The sequence below is a fragment of the Lysinibacillus sp. PWR01 genome, from assembly GCF_043359455.1.
Classification (GTDB): domain Bacteria; phylum Bacillota; class Bacilli; order Bacillales_A; family Planococcaceae; genus Lysinibacillus; species Lysinibacillus fusiformis_F.
Map to the genome: position 1 here is coordinate 22,362 of NZ_JBHERJ010000074.1, position 23,078 is coordinate 45,439.

At 41.1% G+C, this 23,078-nt stretch carries 22 protein-coding genes; 4 read left to right on the top strand and 18 right to left on the bottom strand.

The window, feature by feature from the left end; genetic code table 11:
- Window positions 1-31: 31 nt before the first annotated feature.
- The 11 genes from ptsP to ACEVFT_RS16515 all read right to left on the bottom strand — a co-directional run bounded on the left by ptsP (window position 32) and on the right by ACEVFT_RS16515 (window position 10,645).
- Window positions 32-1,744, bottom strand: coding sequence for a phosphoenolpyruvate--protein phosphotransferase (ptsP, locus tag ACEVFT_RS16465; protein WP_393950766.1), 1,713 nt, complete (start codon window positions 1,742-1,744; stop codon window positions 32-34).
- Entirely contained in the window at window positions 1,741-2,007 is a 267-nt protein-coding gene (locus ACEVFT_RS16470; RefSeq protein ID WP_205442799.1) for an HPr family phosphocarrier protein, read from the bottom strand. Before ACEVFT_RS16470 ends, ptsP begins: the two co-directional genes overlap by 4 nt.
- The gene (locus tag ACEVFT_RS16475) at window positions 2,004-2,708 is read right to left on the bottom strand and encodes a glucosamine-6-phosphate deaminase (RefSeq protein ID WP_393950767.1); all 705 of its coding nucleotides are present in this window, start codon (window positions 2,706-2,708) and stop codon (window positions 2,004-2,006) included. Before ACEVFT_RS16475 ends, ACEVFT_RS16470 begins: the two co-directional genes overlap by 4 nt.
- Before the next feature lie 20 nt (window positions 2,709-2,728).
- The gene (locus ACEVFT_RS16480) at window positions 2,729-3,439 is read right to left on the bottom strand and encodes a sugar isomerase domain-containing protein (RefSeq protein WP_393950768.1); all 711 of its coding nucleotides are present in this window, start codon (window positions 3,437-3,439) and stop codon (window positions 2,729-2,731) included.
- Between the two features lie 58 nt (window positions 3,440-3,497).
- Window positions 3,498-4,664 (bottom strand): N-acetylglucosamine-6-phosphate deacetylase, encoded by a 1,167-nt coding sequence (gene nagA, locus ACEVFT_RS16485; protein WP_393950769.1) that lies wholly within the window; start codon window positions 4,662-4,664, stop codon window positions 3,498-3,500.
- Between the two features lie 97 nt (window positions 4,665-4,761).
- Window positions 4,762-6,708, bottom strand: a complete 1,947-nt coding sequence (gene nagE, locus ACEVFT_RS16490; RefSeq protein WP_205442793.1) for an N-acetylglucosamine-specific PTS transporter subunit IIBC — start codon at window positions 6,706-6,708, stop codon at window positions 4,762-4,764.
- Window positions 6,709-6,886: 178 nt separating this feature from the next.
- Window positions 6,887-7,828 carry an ABC transporter permease gene (locus ACEVFT_RS16495; RefSeq protein ID WP_393950770.1) on the bottom strand — a complete coding sequence of 314 codons (942 nt, stop codon included), beginning with the start codon at window positions 7,826-7,828 and terminating at the stop codon, window positions 6,887-6,889.
- The gene (locus tag ACEVFT_RS16500; protein ID WP_205442789.1) at window positions 7,806-8,726 is read right to left on the bottom strand and encodes an ABC transporter ATP-binding protein; all 921 of its coding nucleotides are present in this window, start codon (window positions 8,724-8,726) and stop codon (window positions 7,806-7,808) included. The genes ACEVFT_RS16495 and ACEVFT_RS16500 overlap by 23 nt, the downstream gene beginning before the upstream one ends.
- Window positions 8,727-8,786: 60 nt before the next feature.
- Window positions 8,787-9,506, bottom strand: a complete 720-nt coding sequence (locus ACEVFT_RS16505) for an ATP-binding cassette domain-containing protein (protein ID WP_393950771.1) — start codon at window positions 9,504-9,506, stop codon at window positions 8,787-8,789.
- A gap of 9 nt (window positions 9,507-9,515) precedes the next feature.
- Entirely contained in the window at window positions 9,516-9,872 is a 357-nt protein-coding gene (locus ACEVFT_RS16510) for a GntR family transcriptional regulator (protein ID WP_342534399.1), read from the bottom strand.
- Window positions 9,869-10,645, bottom strand: coding sequence for a hypothetical protein (locus ACEVFT_RS16515; protein ID WP_393950772.1), 777 nt, complete (start codon window positions 10,643-10,645; stop codon window positions 9,869-9,871). The genes ACEVFT_RS16510 and ACEVFT_RS16515 overlap by 4 nt, the downstream gene beginning before the upstream one ends.
- A gap of 184 nt (window positions 10,646-10,829) precedes the next feature.
- Here ACEVFT_RS16515 and ACEVFT_RS16520 point away from each other — a divergent pair, with 184 nt between their 5' ends.
- The 3 genes from ACEVFT_RS16520 to ACEVFT_RS16530 all read left to right on the top strand — a co-directional run bounded on the left by ACEVFT_RS16520 (window position 10,830) and on the right by ACEVFT_RS16530 (window position 12,422).
- Window positions 10,830-11,390, top strand: coding sequence for an AAA family ATPase (locus tag ACEVFT_RS16520; RefSeq protein WP_393950773.1), 561 nt, complete (start codon window positions 10,830-10,832; stop codon window positions 11,388-11,390).
- A 118-nt stretch (window positions 11,391-11,508) separates the two neighbouring features.
- A complete protein-coding gene (locus ACEVFT_RS16525) occupies window positions 11,509-11,742 on the top strand; it encodes a cyclase (RefSeq protein ID WP_342443264.1) in 234 nt (77 codons plus the stop codon).
- Window positions 11,739-12,422 carry an HAD family hydrolase gene (locus tag ACEVFT_RS16530; protein ID WP_393950774.1) on the top strand — a complete coding sequence of 228 codons (684 nt, stop codon included), beginning with the start codon at window positions 11,739-11,741 and terminating at the stop codon, window positions 12,420-12,422. The genes ACEVFT_RS16525 and ACEVFT_RS16530 overlap by 4 nt, the downstream gene beginning before the upstream one ends.
- A 17-nt stretch (window positions 12,423-12,439) precedes the next feature.
- Here the strand turns inward: ACEVFT_RS16530 and ACEVFT_RS16535 are convergent, their stop codons facing one another.
- From ACEVFT_RS16535 to ACEVFT_RS16550, 4 genes are all read right to left on the bottom strand, one after another.
- Window positions 12,440-13,990, bottom strand: a complete 1,551-nt coding sequence (locus ACEVFT_RS16535) for a hydantoinase/oxoprolinase N-terminal domain-containing protein (RefSeq protein ID WP_393950775.1) — start codon at window positions 13,988-13,990, stop codon at window positions 12,440-12,442.
- Window positions 13,983-15,086 carry an S-methyl thiohydantoin desulfurase family protein gene (locus ACEVFT_RS16540; protein ID WP_393950776.1) on the bottom strand — a complete coding sequence of 368 codons (1,104 nt, stop codon included), beginning with the start codon at window positions 15,084-15,086 and terminating at the stop codon, window positions 13,983-13,985. The genes ACEVFT_RS16535 and ACEVFT_RS16540 overlap by 8 nt, the downstream gene beginning before the upstream one ends.
- Complete coding sequence (locus ACEVFT_RS16545; protein WP_393950777.1) at window positions 15,083-16,351, bottom strand: cytosine permease; 1,269 nt, start codon at window positions 16,349-16,351, stop codon at window positions 15,083-15,085. The genes ACEVFT_RS16540 and ACEVFT_RS16545 overlap by 4 nt, the downstream gene beginning before the upstream one ends.
- A gap of 130 nt (window positions 16,352-16,481) precedes the next feature.
- Window positions 16,482-18,083, bottom strand: a complete 1,602-nt coding sequence (locus ACEVFT_RS16550) for a PucR family transcriptional regulator (protein ID WP_393950778.1) — start codon at window positions 18,081-18,083, stop codon at window positions 16,482-16,484.
- A gap of 141 nt (window positions 18,084-18,224) precedes the next feature.
- Between ACEVFT_RS16550 and ACEVFT_RS16555 the strand changes: the two genes are divergently transcribed.
- Window positions 18,225-19,079: a pentapeptide repeat-containing protein gene (locus tag ACEVFT_RS16555; protein WP_393950779.1), complete on the top strand. Its 855-nt coding sequence runs from the start codon at window positions 18,225-18,227 to the stop codon at window positions 19,077-19,079.
- 40 nt (window positions 19,080-19,119) lie between these two features.
- Here the strand turns inward: ACEVFT_RS16555 and ACEVFT_RS16560 are convergent, their stop codons facing one another.
- Genes ACEVFT_RS16560 through efeO form a run of 3 tightly spaced genes read right to left on the bottom strand, consistent with a single transcriptional unit; the run spans window position 19,120 to window position 22,948 of the window.
- A complete protein-coding gene (locus tag ACEVFT_RS16560; protein ID WP_393950780.1) occupies window positions 19,120-20,835 on the bottom strand; it encodes an FTR1 family iron permease in 1,716 nt (571 codons plus the stop codon).
- Entirely contained in the window at window positions 20,810-22,069 is a 1,260-nt protein-coding gene (efeB, locus tag ACEVFT_RS16565; RefSeq protein ID WP_342443257.1) for an iron uptake transporter deferrochelatase/peroxidase subunit, read from the bottom strand. Before efeB ends, ACEVFT_RS16560 begins: the two co-directional genes overlap by 26 nt.
- Window positions 22,070-22,078: 9 nt before the next feature.
- Window positions 22,079-22,948: an iron uptake system protein EfeO gene (gene efeO / locus ACEVFT_RS16570; RefSeq protein ID WP_342443256.1), complete on the bottom strand. Its 870-nt coding sequence runs from the start codon at window positions 22,946-22,948 to the stop codon at window positions 22,079-22,081.
- Window positions 22,949-23,078: the final 130 nt, after the last annotated feature.

Here is a 23,078-nt window from a genome sequence, read left to right on the forward strand (position 1 = left end):
TACTTGTTGGTAGATGGGCTATTGTTCTATCTTATTTCAATGCTTGCTTTACTTTTTCTAGCACTTCCTCAGCTGTCGCTAACTGTAAAGCCTCCGTTGCTAAAGTCTGCATCTCTGGGACAGATAATTGCTTCAGCAAGGCGCGTGTTTTTAAAATCGATGTGGCACTCATAGAGAACTCATCTAAGCCTAAGCCTAGTAATAGTGGGACAGCAAGCTCATCGCCTGCCATTTCTCCACACATCCCTACCCATTTCTGTTCTTGATGGGCAGCTTTAATGACCATTTGAATTAAACGTAAAATGGCTGGATTATACGGTTGATATAAATAGGCAACTTTTTCATTCATGCGATCTGCAGCCATTGTATATTGAATTAAATCATTTGTGCCAATGGAGAAGAAATCCACTTCTTTTGCAAAAATATCGGCCATTACGGCTGTCGATGGAATTTCAACCATCATCCCGACCTCTATAGACGAGCCTACTGCAATACCTTCCGCTATCAGCCTTTCCTCTTCCTCAAGCAAAATCGCTTTAGCCTCACGGAATTCTTGAATGGTCGCAATCATGGGGAACATAATTTTTAAGTTTCCGTAGACAGATGCTCGAAGGAGGGCACGCAATTGTGTGCGGAATAGCTCCTGCTGGTCTAGACATAGACGAATGGCACGATGACCAAGGAATGGGTTCATTTCTTCCTGCAAAGGTAAGTATGGCAAGTGTTTGTCGCCACCGATATCCAGTGTTCGAATAACAACTGGCTTACCCTTCATTCCTTCCATGACTGTTTTGTATGCTATAAATTGTTCTTCCTCTGATGGCAAATTTTCTCGGCCCATATATAAAAACTCTGTACGATACAGGCCAATTCCTTCTGCCCCATGACGCAATATACCATCCAAATCACTTGGTGATCCAATATTAGCCGCTAGCTCCACATGCACGCCATCTTTAGAAACAGTTTGCTCATTCACTAAAGTAGACCATTCCGCCTGCTGTGCACGATAGTTTTGCGCCTTTTCTTGGTAGTCCGCAATCACATCGGCTGTTGGATTTACTAGGACTTGACCCGCTAAGCCATCCACGATTAATTGATCGCCATTCTGAATCGTTGTCGTAGCTGTCCCTGCCCCTACTACTGCTGGGATTTCTAAGCTCCGAGCCATGATGGCCGAATGGGATGTACGCCCACCAATATCGGTAATAAAACCGAGCACATAGTTGCGATCTAATTGGGCTGTCTCTGAAGGTGTCAAATCATTCGCTACGATAATGACCTGTTCGTTGATATTGCTTGGATTTGGAATATGTACACCGAGTAAATGTGCTAATATGCGATTTGTCACATCTTTAATATCTGATGCACGGGCACTCATGTATTCGTCATCCATACCTTCAAATAATGCCACAAACATAGAGGACACTTCATGTAATGCATACTCTGCGTTGACCGCTTCGTCAGCAATTTTTTGATTGATGGGGCCAATTAATTCGGGATCATTGACCACTAATAAATGCGCCTCAAAAATCGCGGCTTCTTCCGCACTAAATTTTTTCAATGTTTGCTGTTGAATGACAGCCAGTTCTTGCTCCGCTTTGGCAAGAGCGGCTGTTAAACGTTGCTGCTCTGCCTCGATATCAGGAACAGTTGTTTTAGCAAATGTTAAATCTGGTTGGACGAAACGATATGCTTTCGCAATGGCAATGCCGTCTGAAGCGGCAATACCAGTGAGTTGTGTCATTGTGCAAGCCCCATTTCTGTAATGAGTGTCGTTAATGCTGCTAATGCTTGCTCTTCGTCTTCCCCCTCTACAGCAAGTGTAAATTGTGAACCTTGCTTTAAGGCTAATCCCATCACACCTAAAATGGATTTCAAATTAGCTGCTTTTTCTTCTGTGCGTATTTCAATAGATGAAGTAAACGGTGTTGCTTTTGCCACAAGCTGGCTTGCTGGTCGTGCATGAATACCTAAAGGATCGACTACTGTAAATTGTTGTGTTTTCATAATTTATTCTCCTCTTCTTGTAAGTCTGTTAAAACAATAACATTTGGATGTTTGGATAAAACAGTGGCTGGTACATCTTCTGTATAATCAGAAGACAGTAAGCGCTCTAACACCTCACGCTTAGCTTCCCCCACTGCGAGTAACAAAATGCATTTTGCACGCATAATCGATTGAATGCCCATTGTATATGCCTGTGTTGGCACTTCGTCAATGGAAGAAAAGAAACGCGCATTGGCTTGACGAGTGGATTCTTCGAGTGTCACAAGATGTGTTAAAGAAGCAAATGGCGTACCAGGCTCATTGAAGCCGATATGACCATTTTGACCGATACCAAGTAATTGGAAGTCTAATGGATATTGTTGCAATAATCCTTCATAGCGAGCTGTTTCCACTAGAGGATCTATTGCTAAACCATCCGGTAAATACGATGCTAGAAATGGTTTTTGGTTAAATAAATGTTTGTTCATATAATAGGCGTAGCTTTGCTTATGTGTTGCCTCAAGCCCGACATATTCATCCAAATTAAAGCTAATGCACTGTGAAAAATCAATATCTGTTTGACAAATTTTAGCATACAGCGGTTCCATTGTTCCACCAGTAGCTAATCCGAACGTTGTTGCGCCATTATTTTTTGCTTCCACGATGGTTGCTACTGCATGTGTATATAAATCATCCATTGAGGAAAATCTTTTTATTTTCACCACATATCCTCCTTTGTGCCTTAGAAATGAATGCGCTGACCATATTGATCAATGAGCGCATCGTTATTGTTTTCCCCTAAATTACTGCTACCAAACACGGGTATGCTTGCGCCCTGTGCATGCATCAGCTCAATGATTTGAGCAAATAAAGCATTTAATAAAGTTGCACCTAACACCGTTGATACAGGAGCATATTGCAACTGGTCAACGGTTAACACACCGTCGCCTAATGGCACATGCGTATTCAATACTTCATCTACTACTTGCTCTAAACGCTTGCCTGATGAATGGCGTGATGGCTGCTGTTGATATTCCAGCGACTGCAGTGATATGGTCAAAGCGCCTGCTTCCTTTGCAAAGATAGCCATATCAATGGGCACTGGATTATTAGCAGAGGTTGAAATGATGATACAAACATCTTGGTCATCAAATTGCAGCTGATCCTTATAGGAGGCTAAAAAAGCCTGTTTTTTTTCATTTTGTGAGGATTGCCGTGCACCCCGATGTAGCATTAACGATTCAATGTGTATGGGTTTGACAGGCACTAAGCCACCTGCTCGGTAGTAACATTCCTGTGCTAATAGCATGGAATGACCAGAGCCAAAGAGCTGAATGATGCCTCCCTGTGTGAGACGTTTAACAATTTGCTCGGCAATACGCATCAGTTGATTGCTTTCCTGTTGTGCCATCATTGTTAAATATCGATTAACTTGTTGAAAATAGGTATTCATGTTCTATCACCTTTTCATTTCCATCGTTTCATGCTAGATGTTTGCATAACTCCTGACATTAGTGTCCATCACCAGCTAGCATTGCATCATAGAAGACCTTGCCCGCCTTAATCGTTTGATGAAGCTTTAAATGTTCATCCAAAATTACCGCATCGGCATCATAGCCTTGCACAAGCTGTCCCTTATTACTTAGCTTCAATTGCTCTGCAGCATTAAAGCTGGACATTTTGACAAGCTCCTCCAGCGTACAATTCGTAATGTGACGCATATTCCGTACAGCTTGATCCATTTTTAAAATACTACCTGCTAAAGAACCATTCGATAAATGGGCGCCTGCCTCTGTTACATGTACTGTTTGACCACCTAAATCATACGCTCCAAATGGCATGCCCTTTGCGCGCATCGCATCGGTAATTAAAATCAGTCCGTCTGCTCCCTTTAAGCGATAGGCCATTTCCACCGCGCCTTCATGCATATGGATAAAATCAACAATCAATTCTGCCTTAATCGCATCTAGCAGCAGGACACCACCAACTACACCTGGATCTCGATGGTGGAATGGACGCATTTGATTGTATAAGTGTGTTCCCTGTGTGGCACCTAATTGAACCGCTTGTTGCATTTGCTCAAAGGTAGCATCCGAGTGACCAATGGAAACAATGACACCGCTAGCAGAAATACTTTGCACAGCTGCCATGCCATTCGGTTCTTCTGGTGCTAGCGTAATTTGCTTAATTTTATGGCCACTGATTTCCTGCCATTTTGTCCATCTATCCAAATCTAGCTCGACAATATATTCAAGAGGCTGTGCCCCTGCTCGCTGCTTTGAGACAAATGGCCCTTCGATATGAATACCTAGTACCTCCGCTTCGTCTGGCTGTGGCTGGAACTGCGCCACATTTTCGATAGCTCGCTCAATGTTGTCATAGCTTTGTGTCATCGTTGTGGCTAAAAAGCTTGTCGTGCCTTCTTTTAAAAGGGATTGGGCCATCGTATGAAGCCCTTCATCTGAAGCATCCATTGTATCCATTTGAGCGGACCCATGAATGTGCATATCAATAAATCCTGGCAATAAAAATTTCCCTGAACCATCTAGCTGATCTACATCATGAATATCGAGATGGGGAGCAATTTGCGCAATTTTACCATCCTTCATCCACACGTCTACCTGTTCATCTCGTCCATTGGCATTCACCACTGTGATATTTCGAATGAATAAACTCAAGAAAAACATCTCCTTCTTGAACAAGGGCTGTCGAAAAGGCATCCATTTGCAATAGCTCATTGCCTCTGTGTACCTTCGCTAACAGCCCCATTAGTCGTTACTTCTTCATTGTAATAATATTTGTTGAGCCTGCTCGTTGGTAGCCCGTTTTTTCAAGTGTAATCTCTTGCCCCATTAAGCTTGTAAAGACAACTGGTGTGATGACAGATGGTACTTGGCCTTCAATCTGTATGATGTCTGCTTTTAATAGCGCATCCCCACGCTTAATTTTTTGACCATCTGTAACGAACAGTTCAAAGCCTTCACCATTTAGTTTGACCGTATCTAAGCCAACATGAATTAATACTTCCATACCTGTATCTGATTTCAAGCCGATTGCATGCTTTGTTGGGAAAATCATTACTACCTGACCATCGAATGGTGCATAAACTGCTCCATCTGTCGGACGAATACCGAAACCTGGGCCCATCAAGCCTGCTGAAAATGCCTCATCTGGCACTTCTGTTAAAGGTAATAAATCACCTGTCATTGGCATCTCGAAATCACGGAATGTCATAGTCTCGTTCTTTACTGCCTCTTCCACGACAGGCTGTGCAGTAGGAAGTTCAGCGTTGGTTGGTGCTGGATTGCCTTTTTTCAAACGCTCTTTCATGGCCTCAGCTAAAAACTCTACAGATGTTCCAATAATTACTTGAACATTCGTTTTACTGATACGCATTACACCTCGTGCACCTGTTTGTTTCAGTGTTTTATCATCTACAACATTCGCATCCTGTACAGACAGACGTAAGCGAGTTGTACAGTAATCCACTTGCTGAATATTGTCTTTTCCACCTAATGCTTCAATTGTATAGTAGGCACGTAAATCGACATCATTAGAAATAGTAGCATTTACTTCGCCATCCTCTTCCTCATCGTCTTCACGTCCAGGTGTTTTTAAATCTAATTTTTTGATTAAAAAATAGAAAACAACAAAGTAAATTGCCCCAAAGCCCAAGCCTAACGGTAATAATAGCAATGGTTTATCTGCTAGCCCTAAGTTGAGCAAGTAGTCAATTAAACCTGCTGAGAAGCCAAAGCCGTCACGGAACCCAACAATATAGGCAACTGCAAGCGAAATACCTGTTAATACCGCATGGATACCATAAAGAACTGGTGATAAGAACATAAATGAAAATTCAATCGGCTCTGTAACCCCTGTTAAAAAGGCTGTTAAAGCGATGGATACGAACATCCCACCAACGATCGGACGTTTTTCTTTTTTCGCTGTAAAATACATCGCAAGACATGCTGCTGGTAAACCGAACATCATAATGGGGAAGAAGCCAGCTTGGAAATGTCCAGCTGATGTGTCTCCTGCTAGGAAACGATTGATATCCCCTTTCACGATTTCGCCTGCAGCATTCGTAAATTCACCGAAATCAAACCAAATAATCGTATTGATTACATGGTGTAGACCCACTGGAATTAATAGACGGTTGAAGAAGCCATACATTCCTACGCCAAGTGACCCTGCCCCGATCATCCAATTGCCGACAGCATCTATGCCACCTTGAATTGGTCCCCATACGATCGCTAAAATACTCCCTAAAATCGCCATGGTGATGGATGTAATAATTGGCACAAAGCGCCGTCCACCAAAGAATGATAACCATTCTGGAAATTTCACATTATAATATTTGTTATACAATAAGCCTGCCGTAATACCGGCAATAATGCCACCAAACACACCCATATTTAATTCTTCATTAACAGTTCCTAAAACGGCTATTAAAACAAGATGCGCAATTGCACCTGCAAGAGCTGCGCCGCCACTGCTATCGTGTGCCAATCCCATCGCAATACCGATGGCAAAAATAATTGGTAAATTCCCTAGTATGGCATTACCAGAAGCGGCCATAATACTAGCAATGTACTGGATTGCTTCATTCGGTACGGCCCCAAGCATATCCCCTGAACCTAAACGCAATAGTAATGCTGCTGCTGGTAATGTAGCAATTGGAAACATGAGCGACTTACCGATTTTTTGTAAGAAAGCAAACATTCATTATCCCCCTTTGGTATAGTTGTCTAGACCACTTTAGTAAAAAAAAAGCGTTTTCACTAAGTTGCTATTATTATAGGCGCAATTCAAAAAAAAATAAATACTTTTTTAATATTTCGTGATGTCAAACAAAAAAACCGCACCCTAATCCGAAATTAGGGCACAGTTCTTATTTAGCTTATGCCGTGACATCACGTTTCATAAAGGTTGAATAACTAATGACAAGGAAAACTAATGCGTAAATAGCAAGTACTGTTAGTGAGAAGGGCATCGTTACATCCGCAATGATGGAGCCTCCACCATGTTCATACTGTGTTAAATCAGAATGTGTTAGCCAAATATATTTGACGATGTCATATCGGCTTAAGAACATGACAATCATGCCGCCTGTAAAGGACAGGAACATCGTTAAACCGATTGCTAAGGAGCTTGAACGGAACACAGAACCTATCAAAAAGGCAAATAATGTAGACATCACAAAATCGCCACCAGATAATAGATAATGATAGGCTAAATCACCCCATACGCCCTTTTCAACAACCTGTTCATTGACGATTTCTAATTCGACACCTGTTCCCATGCCGAACAAGACTAAGCCGACGAGCGCACTTACCACCACGTTGACCACATACAATAATAAACCAAAGAGGAATGTTGTCAGTAATTTAGACGTTAACACTTTTGCACGGGACATTGGACGCGTTAAGAGCATTTTAATCGTCCCTGTTGAAAATTCGCTCGATACAATACTCGCTGCGGCAATGACTGTAAATAAAGTGACAAGCGTTAGCATGCCGCTTGTAAAGGACATAAAGCTCACAAGGCTACTATCCTTTTGACTTGGTGCATCATTAGCTAAACGATATTCAGAAATAGCCATCTGCTCTTGAAAGTATGCTTTATCTTCCTCCGTTAAATCTTCACCTGCTAGCCTCTCTTTATACGACTGAATGGCCTCCTGCTCTATGTCCTGCCAAGAGCCTTCTGTCGGGGATTTTACTTCATAATATTTTGTGATTCCAGCTGGAACAAGAATGACAAGAATCAGCATGGCCACCATTGCCCATGTTCCTTTTTTATGCCATAATTTCATCCACTCATTTTGAATTAGCTTCAGCAATTTGTCCGCCTCCAGTCATTTCTAAGAATTGATCCTCTAATGTTTTTTGATGTGGCTGTACAGCAAATAATTGAATACCCGCTTGGACTAGTTGTGTAGTCATGGCTGGGACATCCTCTTTCTTCATTTCCACCACATAGCCTTGATTCTCTGCTACAAAGTTAAAGTCACGCTGTTCCAGATAAGCAGACACCTGCTCTTTTGGCTGTGCCTCCACATAATAAAATGATGAGCTTTCATTGTGAATATCACGCAGATCAATCAGTTGCCCATTTTGGATCACGGCCACACGATCACACATCAATTCAATCTCAGATAATAAGTGACTTGAGACAAAGACGGATACGCCCTCTTCAGAAGCAATCTTACGCAGGTACATACGAAACTCACGAATACCAGCAGGGTCTAAGCCATTCGTCGGCTCATCTAAAATCAAAAACTTCGGTCTGTGCAATAGCGCCTGAGCTAACCCTAGTCGTTGTCTCATACCAAGTGAATACGTAGAGACCTTTTCATGGATACGATTTTCGAGCCCAACCTGTTGAATGACCTCCTGAATTCGTTCCTTCGTTACATTTTTATGCATACGCGCAAAATGTAGTAAATTTTTATAGCCTGACATAAATTTATACATTTCTGGATTTTCTACAATGACGCCAACCTTACTAATGGCTTCCTCATAATGATCCTTAAGTGAAAGACCATCGATGATGACATTGCCCTCTGTTGGATGCATAAGTCCTGTCATCATTCGGATCGTTGTTGTTTTCCCCGCTCCATTCGGTCCTAAAAATCCTGTAATTTGGCCTGGATATAAATCAATGTTTAACTGTTGAATTAATTGCTTTCCTCGAATCGTCTTCGATAAATTTTGCAATTGTACAATTGGTTCAGTCATATTTTTCACCCTTTCTAATCTATTTCGACTTGGCATAATGGCTTACTGACAAGTTTTTCTTCACCTTGAGCTGTCGATGTCTTTTACTGAAGGACGATAAAATCCTTTCATCCACTCGACCGCATCCTTATTGGCCACATCGCGTAATGTTTCCACTTCCTCATAGGCCGTAATAGAGCCCGCCTGCAATAAAATAATTTGATCTAAAATAGGCTCTACCTCATATAATTCATGTGTGGATAGCAAAATCGTTTGATTTTCGATATCCGTAAATTGAATTAAGCCTTTAATCAGCTGCTCTCTCACTATGGGGTCTAGCCCAGCAAACGGCTCATCCATGACATAATAAGGAACCTCTCGCCCAAGGGTTGCAGCCATTTTCATACGACCACGATTGCCCTTTGACAATTGGCGTAGCTTCGTGCCTTTATCTACCTGTAAAAATTGTGCAACGATACAGGCCTTATCATAGGAAAAATCTGCAAACTGAGAGGCATAATGCTGGAAGAGCTGTTCACCCGTGTAGTACTCAAAAAATAAATCCGTATCGGGCAAATAAGCAATTTGGTCAGCACTTCTACGTGTGACAGGCTCACCATCCAGTGTGACCTCACCAGCAGAGGGTCGCAGTAAGCCAGCTAATACCTTCATTAGCGTCGATTTACCACTACCATTTTCCCCTACAAGTCCAATGATTTGTCCAATCGGGAAGGAAAAGGTTAGATCCTGTAATATCGGCTTTTTCTTATATTGAAAAGATACATTTGATAGCTGTAACATCCCTTCACCTCACCCTTTATTTTTCAAAACCACAAGCATCTCTTCCTTCGAAAAGCCTAAAGCCTCAATCGAAGTTAAAAAATTTTCAGCTAGCTGGTTTTTCATCTCTTCCCGCAATAATTCAATGCGTTCCTCATTGCTCGTAATAAATGTACCCTGTCCTCGTTTGGTTTCCGTTATATTCATCGCCTCTAACTCCTTATAGACACGCTGCACCGTATTGACATTGACACCTGTTTCTACTGCATATTCTCGAACGGAGGGAAGTCGATCACCTAGCTGCAACTTTCCCTTCAAAATGTCCCCACAAATTCGATCGACAAGCTGGCTATAAATGGGTTTATCACGCGAAAAATCCATCGTCATCGTAAAACCACCCTTTCAAGCCACTTCGATGCTGCTAAAAAGAGCAGTAGCAGGAATAACGTAATGGCCACTTCCTCGACAATATAAATCGAGCCCAGCATCCATTCTATTGTCATCCCTTTCGCTTTTGGTAGGTACTGTTCAATATGGTGAAGCGAAACTTCTCCATGGAGGAAAATCGTTCGATACAGCTGACTCTCCGTCACCCGCACCCAACCAGCTGTCGTTAAATAAAACGCAACCATTGTCAACACAACCGAAAAACGACCGATTAGGCGCTTCAATTGCAAATAAAAAGCTAAAAAGAATAAAAGCACGATAAATAGCATTAACTGTAAAATCGTCAATATAATAACAATTATTACCAAAATTAATAAAATTTGTCCAACACTCGCAATTAGCTCCTCTTTCATATGGAAAATGGCTATACTCGTGAAAAGGGTATTAAAGAGGATATATCCTACTAACGAACAAACTAACTTTGCCCCGATAAGCTTCGTGATGGAGCTTGTTGAATGGAGCCAGCTCTCCTTTGCTTTAATATCCAATCGCATCGACGCTAAAAATTGTAAGATAGAATAAAATCCACCTAGAAAAAGGACGAGTATCGTAAAGGCAAATGCTAGTTGATGCTCATGTGCAAAGAGATCGACATACTGATGTAATACATAGGGAACGATCCAAGATAGCATAAGACCCATAAATATCCCTACTAGAAACCATGAGCGATAAAGTACCCATTCTTTTTTTAAAAGTCCTACAAAACTTTTCAATCACAACACCTCGTGTCATAGTGTACTAGTCACATATTACACTATGACTTTTTAGTTGGCAAGTGGCAAATACAAGAAAAAGGAAATTTCTATTGCTCAGGTCTTTCCTTCTAATCGTCTTCCATTATTCCTTTATCTATGCTTTACTCTTTATAGGATAATATTGGATATTAGGAGGGCGCTTATGAAATTTATTCTTATCTTTGGACCACAAGCAGTTGGGAAGATGACTGTTGGACAGGAATTAGCTAAAATAACAAATTTGAAGCTTTTTCATAATCATATGACGATTGATTTAGTGGGACATTTTTTTGATTACAGCACGAAAGAAGGAAAAAGATTAGTAAATTTGTTTCGTCAGGAGATATTTGAAGAAGTATCAAAGAGCGATATGTATGGCATGATTTTTACTTACGTTTGGGCATTTAATCTACAAGCTGACTGGGATTATGTGAATCAAATCTCGCAGTTGTTCGAGTCCAGAGGTGGTATTGTTTACTATGTGGAACTTGAGGCTGATTTCGACGAAAGACTTGAACGTAATAAAAGTGATAACCGACTTGTACATAAGCCATCCAAAAGAGATATAGAATGGTCCGAGGCTGACTTAAAAATAGCAATGGAGCAGTACAGATTGAATTCTTTAGAAGGTGAGATTCCTTATTCAAATTATATCAAAATCAATAATACAAATTTGAGTGCACCAGAAGTGGCGAAAATCATCAAGAAAAGCTTTCATTTCTAAATTGATAAGAAGCCTCTGTTATTTATTTGTATCTACACATTTTTTAAAGGAGGTATTCATCTATACAAAACAGAATATATGGATAGCACTCTAACACTAAGCGTAAGGTGGTACTGGAATGGATAAAAGAGTAGTCTTTGACTTTGAAATTGACTTTACTAATGGTGGTGGCATACAGGGGCAGGAATTCCGCCTTGATATTGAAGGAGATGACATATCGGATGAAGAGCTAGCCAAGTATATTGTGGAAGATATGAGGTTGCTCATGGTTGGCAAGGTAACAATCCTTAACAAGAAAATTATTAAGGAAAAACATAAACGAAAACCGCTTGATGAGCAAGAAAGGACATGAAGCTCGTGAAGGCGATACTATTTGATTTAGATGATACCTTACTTAATCGAGATCATGCTGTCGATAACCTGTTTCATCGTATGCTAGAAAAATACTATGGAGCTGTTGAGCATTCCGTAAAAACTGACATGTTGCAACAATTTAAAGAATACGATAAAAAAGACTATGGCTATGCCGATAAAACAAATGTTTTATCATCGTTTTTTGATGCGTTTCCACCAACCTTTCAACTGCCTCGCCATGACATGCAAGATTTTTGGAATCAGCAGTTTCCATATTGCTTTTCTATTAATCAACATACGCTGAAGGTTATCCAAACAATGAAGAAGCATGTACAGGTTGGCATTATCACAAACGGCTCAACTCAGCGACAAAAGGCTAAAATCACGCATACTGGCTTAGCGAGTTACTTTGATGTTGTCATTATTTCTGAGGAAGTAGGATTTACTAAGCCTGACAAACGCATATTTGAATTAGCCTTAAATCAGCTTCATGTACAACCAGAAGAAGCCCTATTCGTTGGGGATGACCTAGAAAAGGATATTGCTGGTTGCCAACAGGCAAAGATGAAGGGCATATGGTTCAATCCTCATCAACTCACGAATCCTACTGACATCAAACCAGATGCCGAGATTCATTCATTTGATCAATTAATAAAAGGAAGAGCCCTGTTTAACTAGGACTCTTCCTTTGACTGTTAGACCATTTTCCCTACTACTTTTACCTTTAATCTTGTTGCATTTTCTGGATGATACGCTAGAGGGGTTTCTTCTACTTCCACTAGCTCAATCGTATCCTCAAGAGCACCTGCTAATACGGCTTGTTTCACAGCCTTGTTTTGTGCATCCTTTAAGGATTCCTGACGTGGTTCTTTGGAATAAATATAAATTTGCTCATATTGACCACTAATTTGCGCAATGGAGGCACCGATGGCATTCGCTACACCACCGTATTCAGATTTTACAATAGTAGAAACGCCACGAATTTTGTCTGGCACAATGATTCCACCGCCGCCCACTAAAACCAGTGACACATCCTCTGAGGAGGTTTTCATTTTATCAATCGCCTGCTCCAGTAAGGAAGAAATTTCTTCTTGAACAGCTTTGGCAAATGCTTCATCAATATGGGCAACTAACGTGGAATCGCCTACGTCTGCTAAGCCTAAACGGACAGCGATATCCGTTGTCGTTAAGGTCGAGCCACCAAAGACAAGGGCCTCTTCACTAATTTTATAGCCTACACTATCTGGCCCAACAGTAATTTTTTCGCCGTTCACACGAACAATACTACCACCGCCAAGTCCTACTGAGATAATATCGGGCATTCTGAAGTTTGTACGGATGTCCCCCACTTCTACTGCGACAGAGGATTCTCGAGGGAAACCATCCTGTAATACGCCGATATCGGAAGTCGTCCCCCCAACGTCCAATACCATTGTGTTTTGAATTTGGGATAAATACGATGCCCCACGAATACTATTCGTTGGTCCACAGGCAATTGTTAAAATCGGGAATTGCTTCGCATAGTCGATGGACATTAATGTACCGTCATTCTGGCATAGATATACTGCTACATCAAAAATACCTTCTGCTTGCAACGCCTGTACAAAGCCCTGTGTTGTTGTCTCGATCACCTTACATAATGCCGCATTTAGAATCGTTGCATTTTCACGTTCAATTAACCCGACAGAACCAATTAATGAGGAGCAGGAAATCGGGAATTCCTCACCATAGACCTCCTGTATCCATTCACGAACCTGCAATTCTTGATCGTTTTTAATAGAAGAAAAGACGCCGACAATCGCAATCGATTCTACTTGACCACGCCATTCCTCTAATAGCTTTGTAATTTCCTTCTGATCGAGCGCACTTAATAATTGACCATCATATTCATAGCCACCATGTGCAATGGCATAATTACCTGATAATTTATCAATCATATCGGCTGGCCAAGCTGTATAAGGCAGTACAGAGGCCGTCGCTGGATAGCCTAATCGAATAACACCGACCTTTGCTAGCTTTTTACGTTCAACAATCGCATTGGTGCATTGTGTCGTTCCTAACATTGCATGAGTAATTTTTGCTTTATCGATATTTGCGCCCTCTAGTAATTGTTGCAGAGACTGTTCAATACCCGTTTTAATATCTAAGCTTGTTGGTGATTTCACACTGTAAATGAGCTGACTATTATGGTCTAAAAGGATGGCATCTGTGTTTGTTCCACCTACATCAATCCCAATTTTATACATGCTCTGCTACCTCCTTTTTCACCAATTCCTCAATTGGCGTATACTCATATTCATAGCCAAAGTATTTGGGTCCAGCCGTTTCAATGCCTTTTGCTGTACGCCATTTTTCATGTGCTGGTAAGCCAATTACACGTACACGTTTGCCGTATTTTAGACTTTCTGTTGTAACAGGCAATAAGGTTTCATAATCCACCAAGCAAATTAAGTCTGGTGTCATCGCAACAACCTGTTCGTTTTTCTCCGCTAATAAGTTTTCGTTTTGGAAATGAACCTTCATTTGATCATTTTTATAAGATTCAATACCTTCAAGATTCATTTTACCTAGGTTAAAGCCACCCTTTGTTTCACGAATAACATCTACTATTTTTCCTTGGAAAAGCTCATATCCTTTCACAAGCTTTAAAAGATTTTGTAGCTTATCGTTCACCTCTTGATCTTTCGAGGCAATAATTTCACCGATTTTTTCAGAAAGCGTCACAATATGATGTACACCGCTTTGTTTAATTTGGGCACCCGTTGTTGGGTAGAGGCTCACTAATGAACTAGCGCCCATTTCCACTGTTGCTGTTCGTGCGATACGCTCTGTCCATTTATTATCAATCGTTTCAAAAATACCAATATTCCCTTTTTCATCTGTGATGGCCATTGGCGTTGCCGAAATCCCATCTAAGTGGAATGTCACCATTTGTAATTCTGGGAATGCACGTCCCATACCATCACAATCAATCAATGGTAAGCCAAGCTGTGCAGCTACTACGATGGGAATCATCGAATTGACCCCACCCGCTTCCATTGGATAGGTGCCTGCAATTTTTTCCTTGCCCAAATATTGTGCGAGCTTTTGGAAAACTTTCACGAACTCATCGCCACGTGGGAATTTCTCTACTAAAACCGATGGTGCTCCCATCATCGCGGCTGGAATGAAAAAGTCATCATCTGCAATTTCATCTACAGAATACAGCTTCACAGGCCCATTTTTTTCGATGGCAGAAAGCGCCATTAATTTCCCAATGTAGGGATCGCCTCCCCCACCTGTTCCTAGAAATGCTGCGCCAATGGCAATATGTTCAATAGCGGTTTGATCTAAATATCTCATCTATGTTCCTCCAATATGACCGTTTTTTGTACAGATACACGATAGCCAACATAATAAATCACGAATGAAATAATAATGCCGATCATCGGTTGGTTTGGTAGTGCTGGCAATGCAGGGAATAAGGAGAATACCACTGGCATACAGGCAATCACAGCTCCTACTAGCCAAGAAAATACCCCTAATCGATTAACCCCTTCAACTTCATGCCAGCTATCTGTTTTGCCTTTATGAATGACCCAGTAGGACGCAATCATCACCCCTGCAACAGGTGGAATCATCGCCGATAAAATTGACATAATCGGTGTAAAATAATTTAAAATCCCCACAACGGCTAAGATTGTGCCAAGTGTACCCGCCACACCAATTGCTAATCGTTCTTTGTTTTTGGCAACATCGAATACATTAATTAAGGCAATACCACCTGAAATCGCATTGACCAAGTTGGTTTTCCATGTCGCTAAAATCAGACCAACTCCACCAATAAAGGGTGTTGCGATATGCAGAAAGACTGCGGTAATATCACTTGTTTGATAGGCAATCGTTAATACAGCTCCCACAGCAATCATCAGCACACCTGCTGGAATAATCCCTAATGTAGCGGCTTTGAAAACATCTGAACGTTTTTTGGAAAATTGCGAATAATCACCCGCTATAACAGCCCCTAATGCAAAGGACCCAATCGTTACAGCTAAACCATCCATAAAGCTCATATTGCCTTGAGGGTGATAATCCCGAATGAGCTGTAGCTGCTCGCCAGTTAATGTTTGACCTAAACCGTACAGGCAAATAATGACGAGTAATGGTACAGCAATATAGCTTAAAATACGTAACACTTTCATACCATAAAGAGCCGATACGACCATGACCATACCACTTAGGAATGAAGCAAGAGGAATGGGTATATTCAAATGATAGATAGCTAATAAATTCGCTAAGGCAACGCCACAAACATTGGCTTGAATGCCAAACCACCCTAAGCAAGCAATGGCTAAGATAATGGATAATATTGTACGAGAGCCTTTTTTACCAAACACCTGCCCTGCGATATGGACAGTGGGTTTTCCTAAATCACTGCTTTGCATGCCTTGCAATACCATGATGAATACGACAATGGCATAGCCTACAAAAGCGACAGCCAGTGCCTTTGATAAACTCATATTGGTAATCAGTGCGTTACCTACTAATAAACTAGGGATACAAATCATGGCACCAGCCCAAATAATGCCTAAGCTATACCAAGATTGACCTTTGTTTTCATTTTGCATGTGACTCCCTCCTTATTGGGGTGATGGATTAATGTTTTTAATTATAAAAGAAAGGAAGGGCACGAGTCTTTTGCGTAAATGAAAAAAATAATCTGAAATTTTGTTCAAAATGACAAAATTTCAGATTATTCTAATCATTAATCAATCGATATAGCATGCAAGCCATATAGGCATCATAAAATTCCGAGTACACGGTAACATCCGTGCCAATCAGCTCACTAATTTTTTTAATGCGATATTTCACCGTGTTTTTATGAATATAAAGGAGCTCTGCACAGCGCTCCACACTAGCGTTTGCATCTAATAAAAAGGTTATCAATGTCTGCAAGGCATCCTGATCACGTAAAATGGGTTCTATCACAGACAAGTATTCCTCAATCATTTCCTCGCCCTGCTTACTGACATCAATGGCCCTTTTCATAGAGCGAACTTCCGCTGCTGTAAACAATTTTCGCATTGGGTAAATGGTATGAGCCTTGTCCCCCACCTGATTGACCAATTGATACATTTGACGAACAGACTTTGTATTTCTCATTTTAGGTGCATAAACAATTTCTGCGATTTGTGCATCATACTGGGTCGTTTCACTATATTCGATGGCAATTTCAAACTCATGATGCTTATAAAAGCAATTCCCTACCAGCACGATCATACAATGGTCAATGCATTGGATCACTCTTGTTTGATAATACTTGGAAAGCTGTTCTTCCAATTCATCGCGAATTCTTTTTTCGTCTGCTAAATCATGCATGTAGACAAGCCACATCATTTGAATGGCGGAAACATCAATATGAAGGAGATTGGCTAACCGTCTCATTTTCTCCCCTTCATCATTAATAATGGCTTTGACTAGGGCGTATTCACTTACCTCATCATGCTTATCTCCCCATAAATTTATGGCTACTTGTACAACCTCACTTACCTTTTCAATCGTCTTAGCGGGCAGTTTTGTATTTTCCTTTATTAAGAATAAAAATAGCGGCTCGCCATTTTTTTGATGCACTCTTTTATAGTCCACGACACAAGAGACATCACTTCTTTGTAGCTCTAGCTTGCCCGTTTCTCGATGGAAATTGGATTGAGAGCATTCTTCAATCACATTCGCCACATCTAATGATGAATTTCGAGGCCACATCACCTGGTTCACAATTTCAAACTGACTATTCGTGAGCACGATATTGGCTTTCAAACGATCCGAAAGCATTTTCAGTGTAATTTCAACACTTCTTAAATGCTCAGGCAGTAACGATACCTTTTCTAATGTCTCTTTGACAAAATGATCATTTACGCCTTGATTACTAACGATGGCTTCCATGACCTCATAAATAACCTCATTGTAGCGCAGTGAATAATCATTTCTTGGCATACAAATGATAATAAACCCTTGCGCCTCCGCTAACGTCAGCACTTCTTCTGGAATATCGGGCAATACAATGCCGACATAATACAAAATCAGACCTAGCTCTCCTAAATCATGTAAATGCTGAATCGTTTCACATTGTTGCTCCACGCTATCTCGAATGGAGTAAAAAGAGCTAATGACAAGCTCCTCTGCATACCATTCCTCCTGCACACGGTTAATAATTTTCGAATAAAAATCAACATTCGATACCTCTAGTACAGATAAGGATGATACGGTACGATGCAGATTATCTGTACCCGTTAACACCTCTGCCCCTCGAAAGGATGGCAATTGTAATAATTCATTGACCGTTACCCCATGTTCCACCACCACTTTTCTTTACAACTCTTTTGAAGAAGAATACCATATCCCCTACTATCTTTCAAAATACAGTTTGCTCTCTATTTTAACTGCTAGCCTGATAGTGTTAAAATAATAATTAAATGGAAAAGATTAGAGAGGAAAATGAGAATGTCTAATCAGACAAAGAAAGAGACAACAGTTGGTACAAAAATCCGACAAAGCCTACAGGCAGATTGTCAAAGCTGTTTTGGTTTATGCTGTACCGCTTTAAATATCGTGGCTTCCAGCGATTTTGCGATTAATAAGCCAGCAGGCACGCCATGTCCTAATTTGCAGGGTGACTATAGCTGTCACATTCATAGCCAGCTGAGAGAAACAGGCTTTAAGGGCTGTACCGTTTTTGATTGCTTAGGCGCAGGACAGCAGGTTTCACAGGTGACATTTCATGGACAGGATTGGCGACATTCTCGTGAGCATGCTAACAAGATGTTTCGCGTTTTTCCCATCATGGAACAGCTTTACGAAATGATTGCTTATGTAGCGGAGGCATTATCCTATCAGGTGGATAATACGCTTTATGAGCAACTCCTAGCCCAATTGGAGCTGCTACAGCAGACAACAGCACTAGAGGCTGATGCCTTATTAGCACTGGATATGGTAGCGATTCGTATGCCGATCAATGCACTATTGCTCCAAACAAGTGAGCAAATTCGTCAGCTTAGCGTAAAGGGAAAGACTGCTAGCAAAATGAATCAGCGTGGAGCTGATTGGATGGGCAAAAATTTAAAAGGCAAGGATTTACGAGCGACTGATCTAAGGGGGAGTTACTTAATTGCAGCTAATCTTCAAAATGCGAATTTACAAGGAGTTGATTTCATCGGGGCCGATTTACGAGATGCCAATTTGCGCGGTGCTGACCTTTCGACAAGTCTGTTTTTAACTCAAATGCAGATCAATGCCGCACAGGGGGATCGTTCGACTAAATTACCTTCCTATATTAAACGACCAGCCCATTGGCATTAAAAAAGGTAGATGGCGTTTTACGGTCATCTACCCTTTTTCATTAGGCTTGTTTCTTTTTATAAAGCACAGTCGCTGCCACTAACACGAGTAAAATAGCTTGGCCAATGATCGTTTCCACTGTTGGATAAAAACCAATGAAGCTAATAACAGGTATGCCATCAACAATGGTTGTGGACAGATTATCTGTGAGTTGCAATGTGTGCAGACTGACACCAATAATTTTAAAGGCTAAAACGTAAATTAAAACGGTTGCTACTGCAAAGAATTTATGAATGGGAATTTTGCCACTTGCTTTAAATAACACGACTGCCAGTACAGCAAGAATGACCAGTGCCACTACAATTCCAAGAATAAACTGCGACGTTTCCATTTTTGGTGCAATCCCCGCATAAAAGACCAGTGTTTCTGCACCTTCACGGAAGACCGATAAAAAACTAATCATAGCCATCGCAAAAATAGAGCCACTCGAAATGGCATTGCCCATTTGTTTGGAAATGTAGCGGTTCCAGCTGACTACACTTGATTTGCTATGCAGCCAGATACCAACACCGATCATCATCGCTGCAGCAACTAACCCTACATACCCTTCCATTAATTCTCGATTCGTATCAATCGTTGCTGAATTCAAAATCGTCGACATAAGGATGGCAGCAACGGCTGATAATAAAACGCCGACAAATGCGCCAACATAGATCCATTTGCGCATCTTGTTCTGTCCTGATTTATTGAGGAATGACACTAAGGCTAAAATAATGAGTAATGCCTCTAGCCCTTCACGTAGTAAAATTAACGCAGCGTCCCAAATAGTGTAATCGGAATCCCCCTGAATCAGCTCAATTTCAGTACGGAAAGCATTTAATTTTTTTGTAATTGCTTGCTGATCGACGTTGGATTTTAATAAGTCGCTCGCAATAATCGGCATATCACTTTCGATTTTCGTATAAAGACTACCATTACGTGTGGAAATTTCAATTTCTACACTTGGCCAAATGGTAATAAACTCTCGTATTTTATCAGAAGCCGCCTGATAATCACCAGCATCTACAAAGTCCTTTGCCTCATCGATATAAGCAATCAATGTTGCTAACGAATAGTCCCCTTCAACCACTTCAGCTGTTTCTTTACCAGCTACAAAATCCTCAATCGTTTGCTGTAAATCTGCAAATTGCGATTGCATCAGGGCGATATCTGGCGCCTCTGCCGAAATGGCAATACGGAGAAACGCCATTTGTGTTTCGATTTGCCCATACATCGCAATACTTTGCTCACGCACAGGTCGCTCATTTTTATTCCATTTAATATTAAAATCCTTGTAGGCTTCCTCAATGGCCTGAATGTCACCACTTGCTAAAGCTTTTTCAAAGTCTGCCATAATCGGCTTAAACTTTTGCCCAAACTCTGCTCGCTGTGCCGCTTCATCCACTGGATTTTCAAGCTTTTCTAAGGCACGCAATGCATTCGACAGTGCTGATAGCGCCTCTAAACGCTCGTCTTTGGATGTCGCTTCAGTAGCTTGCGCAAGGATTTCATCAACCTTTGTTTTGGCTTCTTTTTGCTCTGAAGAAACCTTAGCCCAATCCGCAGCAAATTGTTCAAGTGCCTGCTTGGCCTCCGCCTCTTTATCCTGCTTTGTATTCATCAATGCATCACTAATGGCAATATAGAGATGACTATAGGATTGTGCAGCTTGCACAGGTAGAGCTAAAGTCAGAATTAAGGCGATTATGATACTACAGCGCGTTAAAAAGTGCTTCACCTAAATAACTCCCCTTTTGTACACCAGGGAAGCATGCAAACACGGCACTGCCTCGATGGGTAATGTACTCATTCATTTTATCCATACGCCCTAAGCTATTTTGGATCGTTGTAAATTGGGCTGGGTCTTTTTGAAAAGAGATAAAGATAAGGCCCGCATCATGGGCTCCTGTATTGGACATCACGCCCGATGCATAGGAATAAGAGCGTCGCAAAACACGCGCACCTGATTTCCGTGCCAAATGCACATGTGATGTATCAGGCATAACATAATTGCCCTTATCATCCTTTGCCTCTACATCAAAATCATCGAATTCCTTTGTTTTGCCAAATGCTGCGCCACTGTCACGATAACGACCAAATGTAGCCTCTTGATCTTTCAGTGATGTGCGGTCCCATGTTTCAAGATGCATTTGAACTTTTCGCGCGATTAAATAAGAGCCGCCCTTTAGCCAGCCTTTATCCACCCACACGACCTCATTTAAGTCTTTTTCATCTGTAATGGCTGGATTTACCGTACCGTCCTTGAACGCAAAGAGGTTTCGAGGTGTCCCACCACCTGCTGGGAACGAGTTGAAGCCTGCCTGTGACCATTTAATCTCCACTTTACCCGAAGCAGCTCGTACGAGATTACGCACAGCATGGAAGGCCACCTGCGGATCATCTGCACAAGCCTGAATACACAAATCACCACCTGTATATTCTTTCTGTAGCTGATCTTTAGGGAAATGTGGTAAATCCTTTAGCTCTGCTGGTTTTACATGTTGCATCCCGAGTTTATCGAATAATGAAGGCCCGACACCAAAGGTAATGGATAGATTAGCAGCATCTAAGCCCTCTGCCTCTCCTGTATCCCCAGTGGGCACTCTTGTATTCGTCGAAACATCAACCATGACTTCACCATTCATTAAACGCACAACAAGAGGTGTCCATTGCTGGAACAACTCTTGTAGTTCCTTCTTCGATGTCACTAGCACATCTAAAGAAGCAAAATAAATATTCGTTTGAACAGGTGTCACGATACCCGACTGATGCTTGCCATAGAAATTGACCTTATTGCTAGCCGTCGTGCTATCTGCTACTGTCTCAAAGACATCATAGCCCATTGCTTTCATGACACCACCCAAGCCAGAGGCACCGATGGCAACACCTGCCACACCGATGCCTGTTAGCTTTAACATATCACGTCTAGAGATTTTTTTATTAATGAATTTTTCTTCATTTGACGTTGTCATTTTTTATGTTCACTCCAAAATGATCCCCATTTGACTTAATGGTTCTCCAAGCTGATTCACTGCTGCCGCAAGTGCTTTCGTGTTTTCTTCCGTTAATTCCTCGTAGGATACGTAACCACCATCAGCCGTTGCATGTTGTGCCAATAAATCGTCCACTGCTTTGAATTTTTCATCAAGTGTTGACACTAATGCTGAATCTTTCGCTTCTAATTTTGAACGTAAAATTTCAAAGATTTTTTCTGCGCCTTCAATATTTGCTTTAAAATCATACAGGTCTGTATGAGAGTAAATTTCTTCCTCACCTGTAATTTTAGATGTTGATACTTCGTTTAATAAATCGACTGCACCTGTAATCATTAAGTCAGGTGTCACTTCAACCGTTTGCACAAGGGCATGTAATTCCTTCGCATCTGCAAGCAGTTGATCTGCTACAGCCTCATAGCCTTTTGTTGTATTCTCTTCCCATAGTGCATACTCAAGTTTATGGTACCCTGACCATTCTTCCTCACCTTTACCTTCTTCTTGGATGTCCGCTAAACGTCCATCAATACGAGGGTCAAGATCACCAAAGCTTTCCGCGATTGGCTCTGAACGTTCAAAATACATACGCGCTGGCGCATAAGCCGCTTTTGCTCCCTCAATATCGCCTGCCTTAAATAGATTCACAAACTTCTCTGTATCTAGTAAAAATTGATCCATTTGCTCTAACGCAAATTGTTGATAGGCTGATAGTTCAGCAGATAAATCCACCTCTTGTGTTGCTTGCTCTGCCTGCTCTGTTGCTGGCTTGTCCTCTTTTTTTACTTCTTCTGTATTGCCACAGCCAGCCATTAAAATGCCTCCTGCTACTAATACCGACAAAATTGATTTGTTTTTCATACTTCTTACCTACTTCCGAATTAGTTTATATTTGTGATGATAATGATTATCAGCATCCATTGCAACAACTATTTTTTTAATTAGAAAAAAACGTCATTTTTCAGTTGATCTTTACAAACAACTAGAAAAA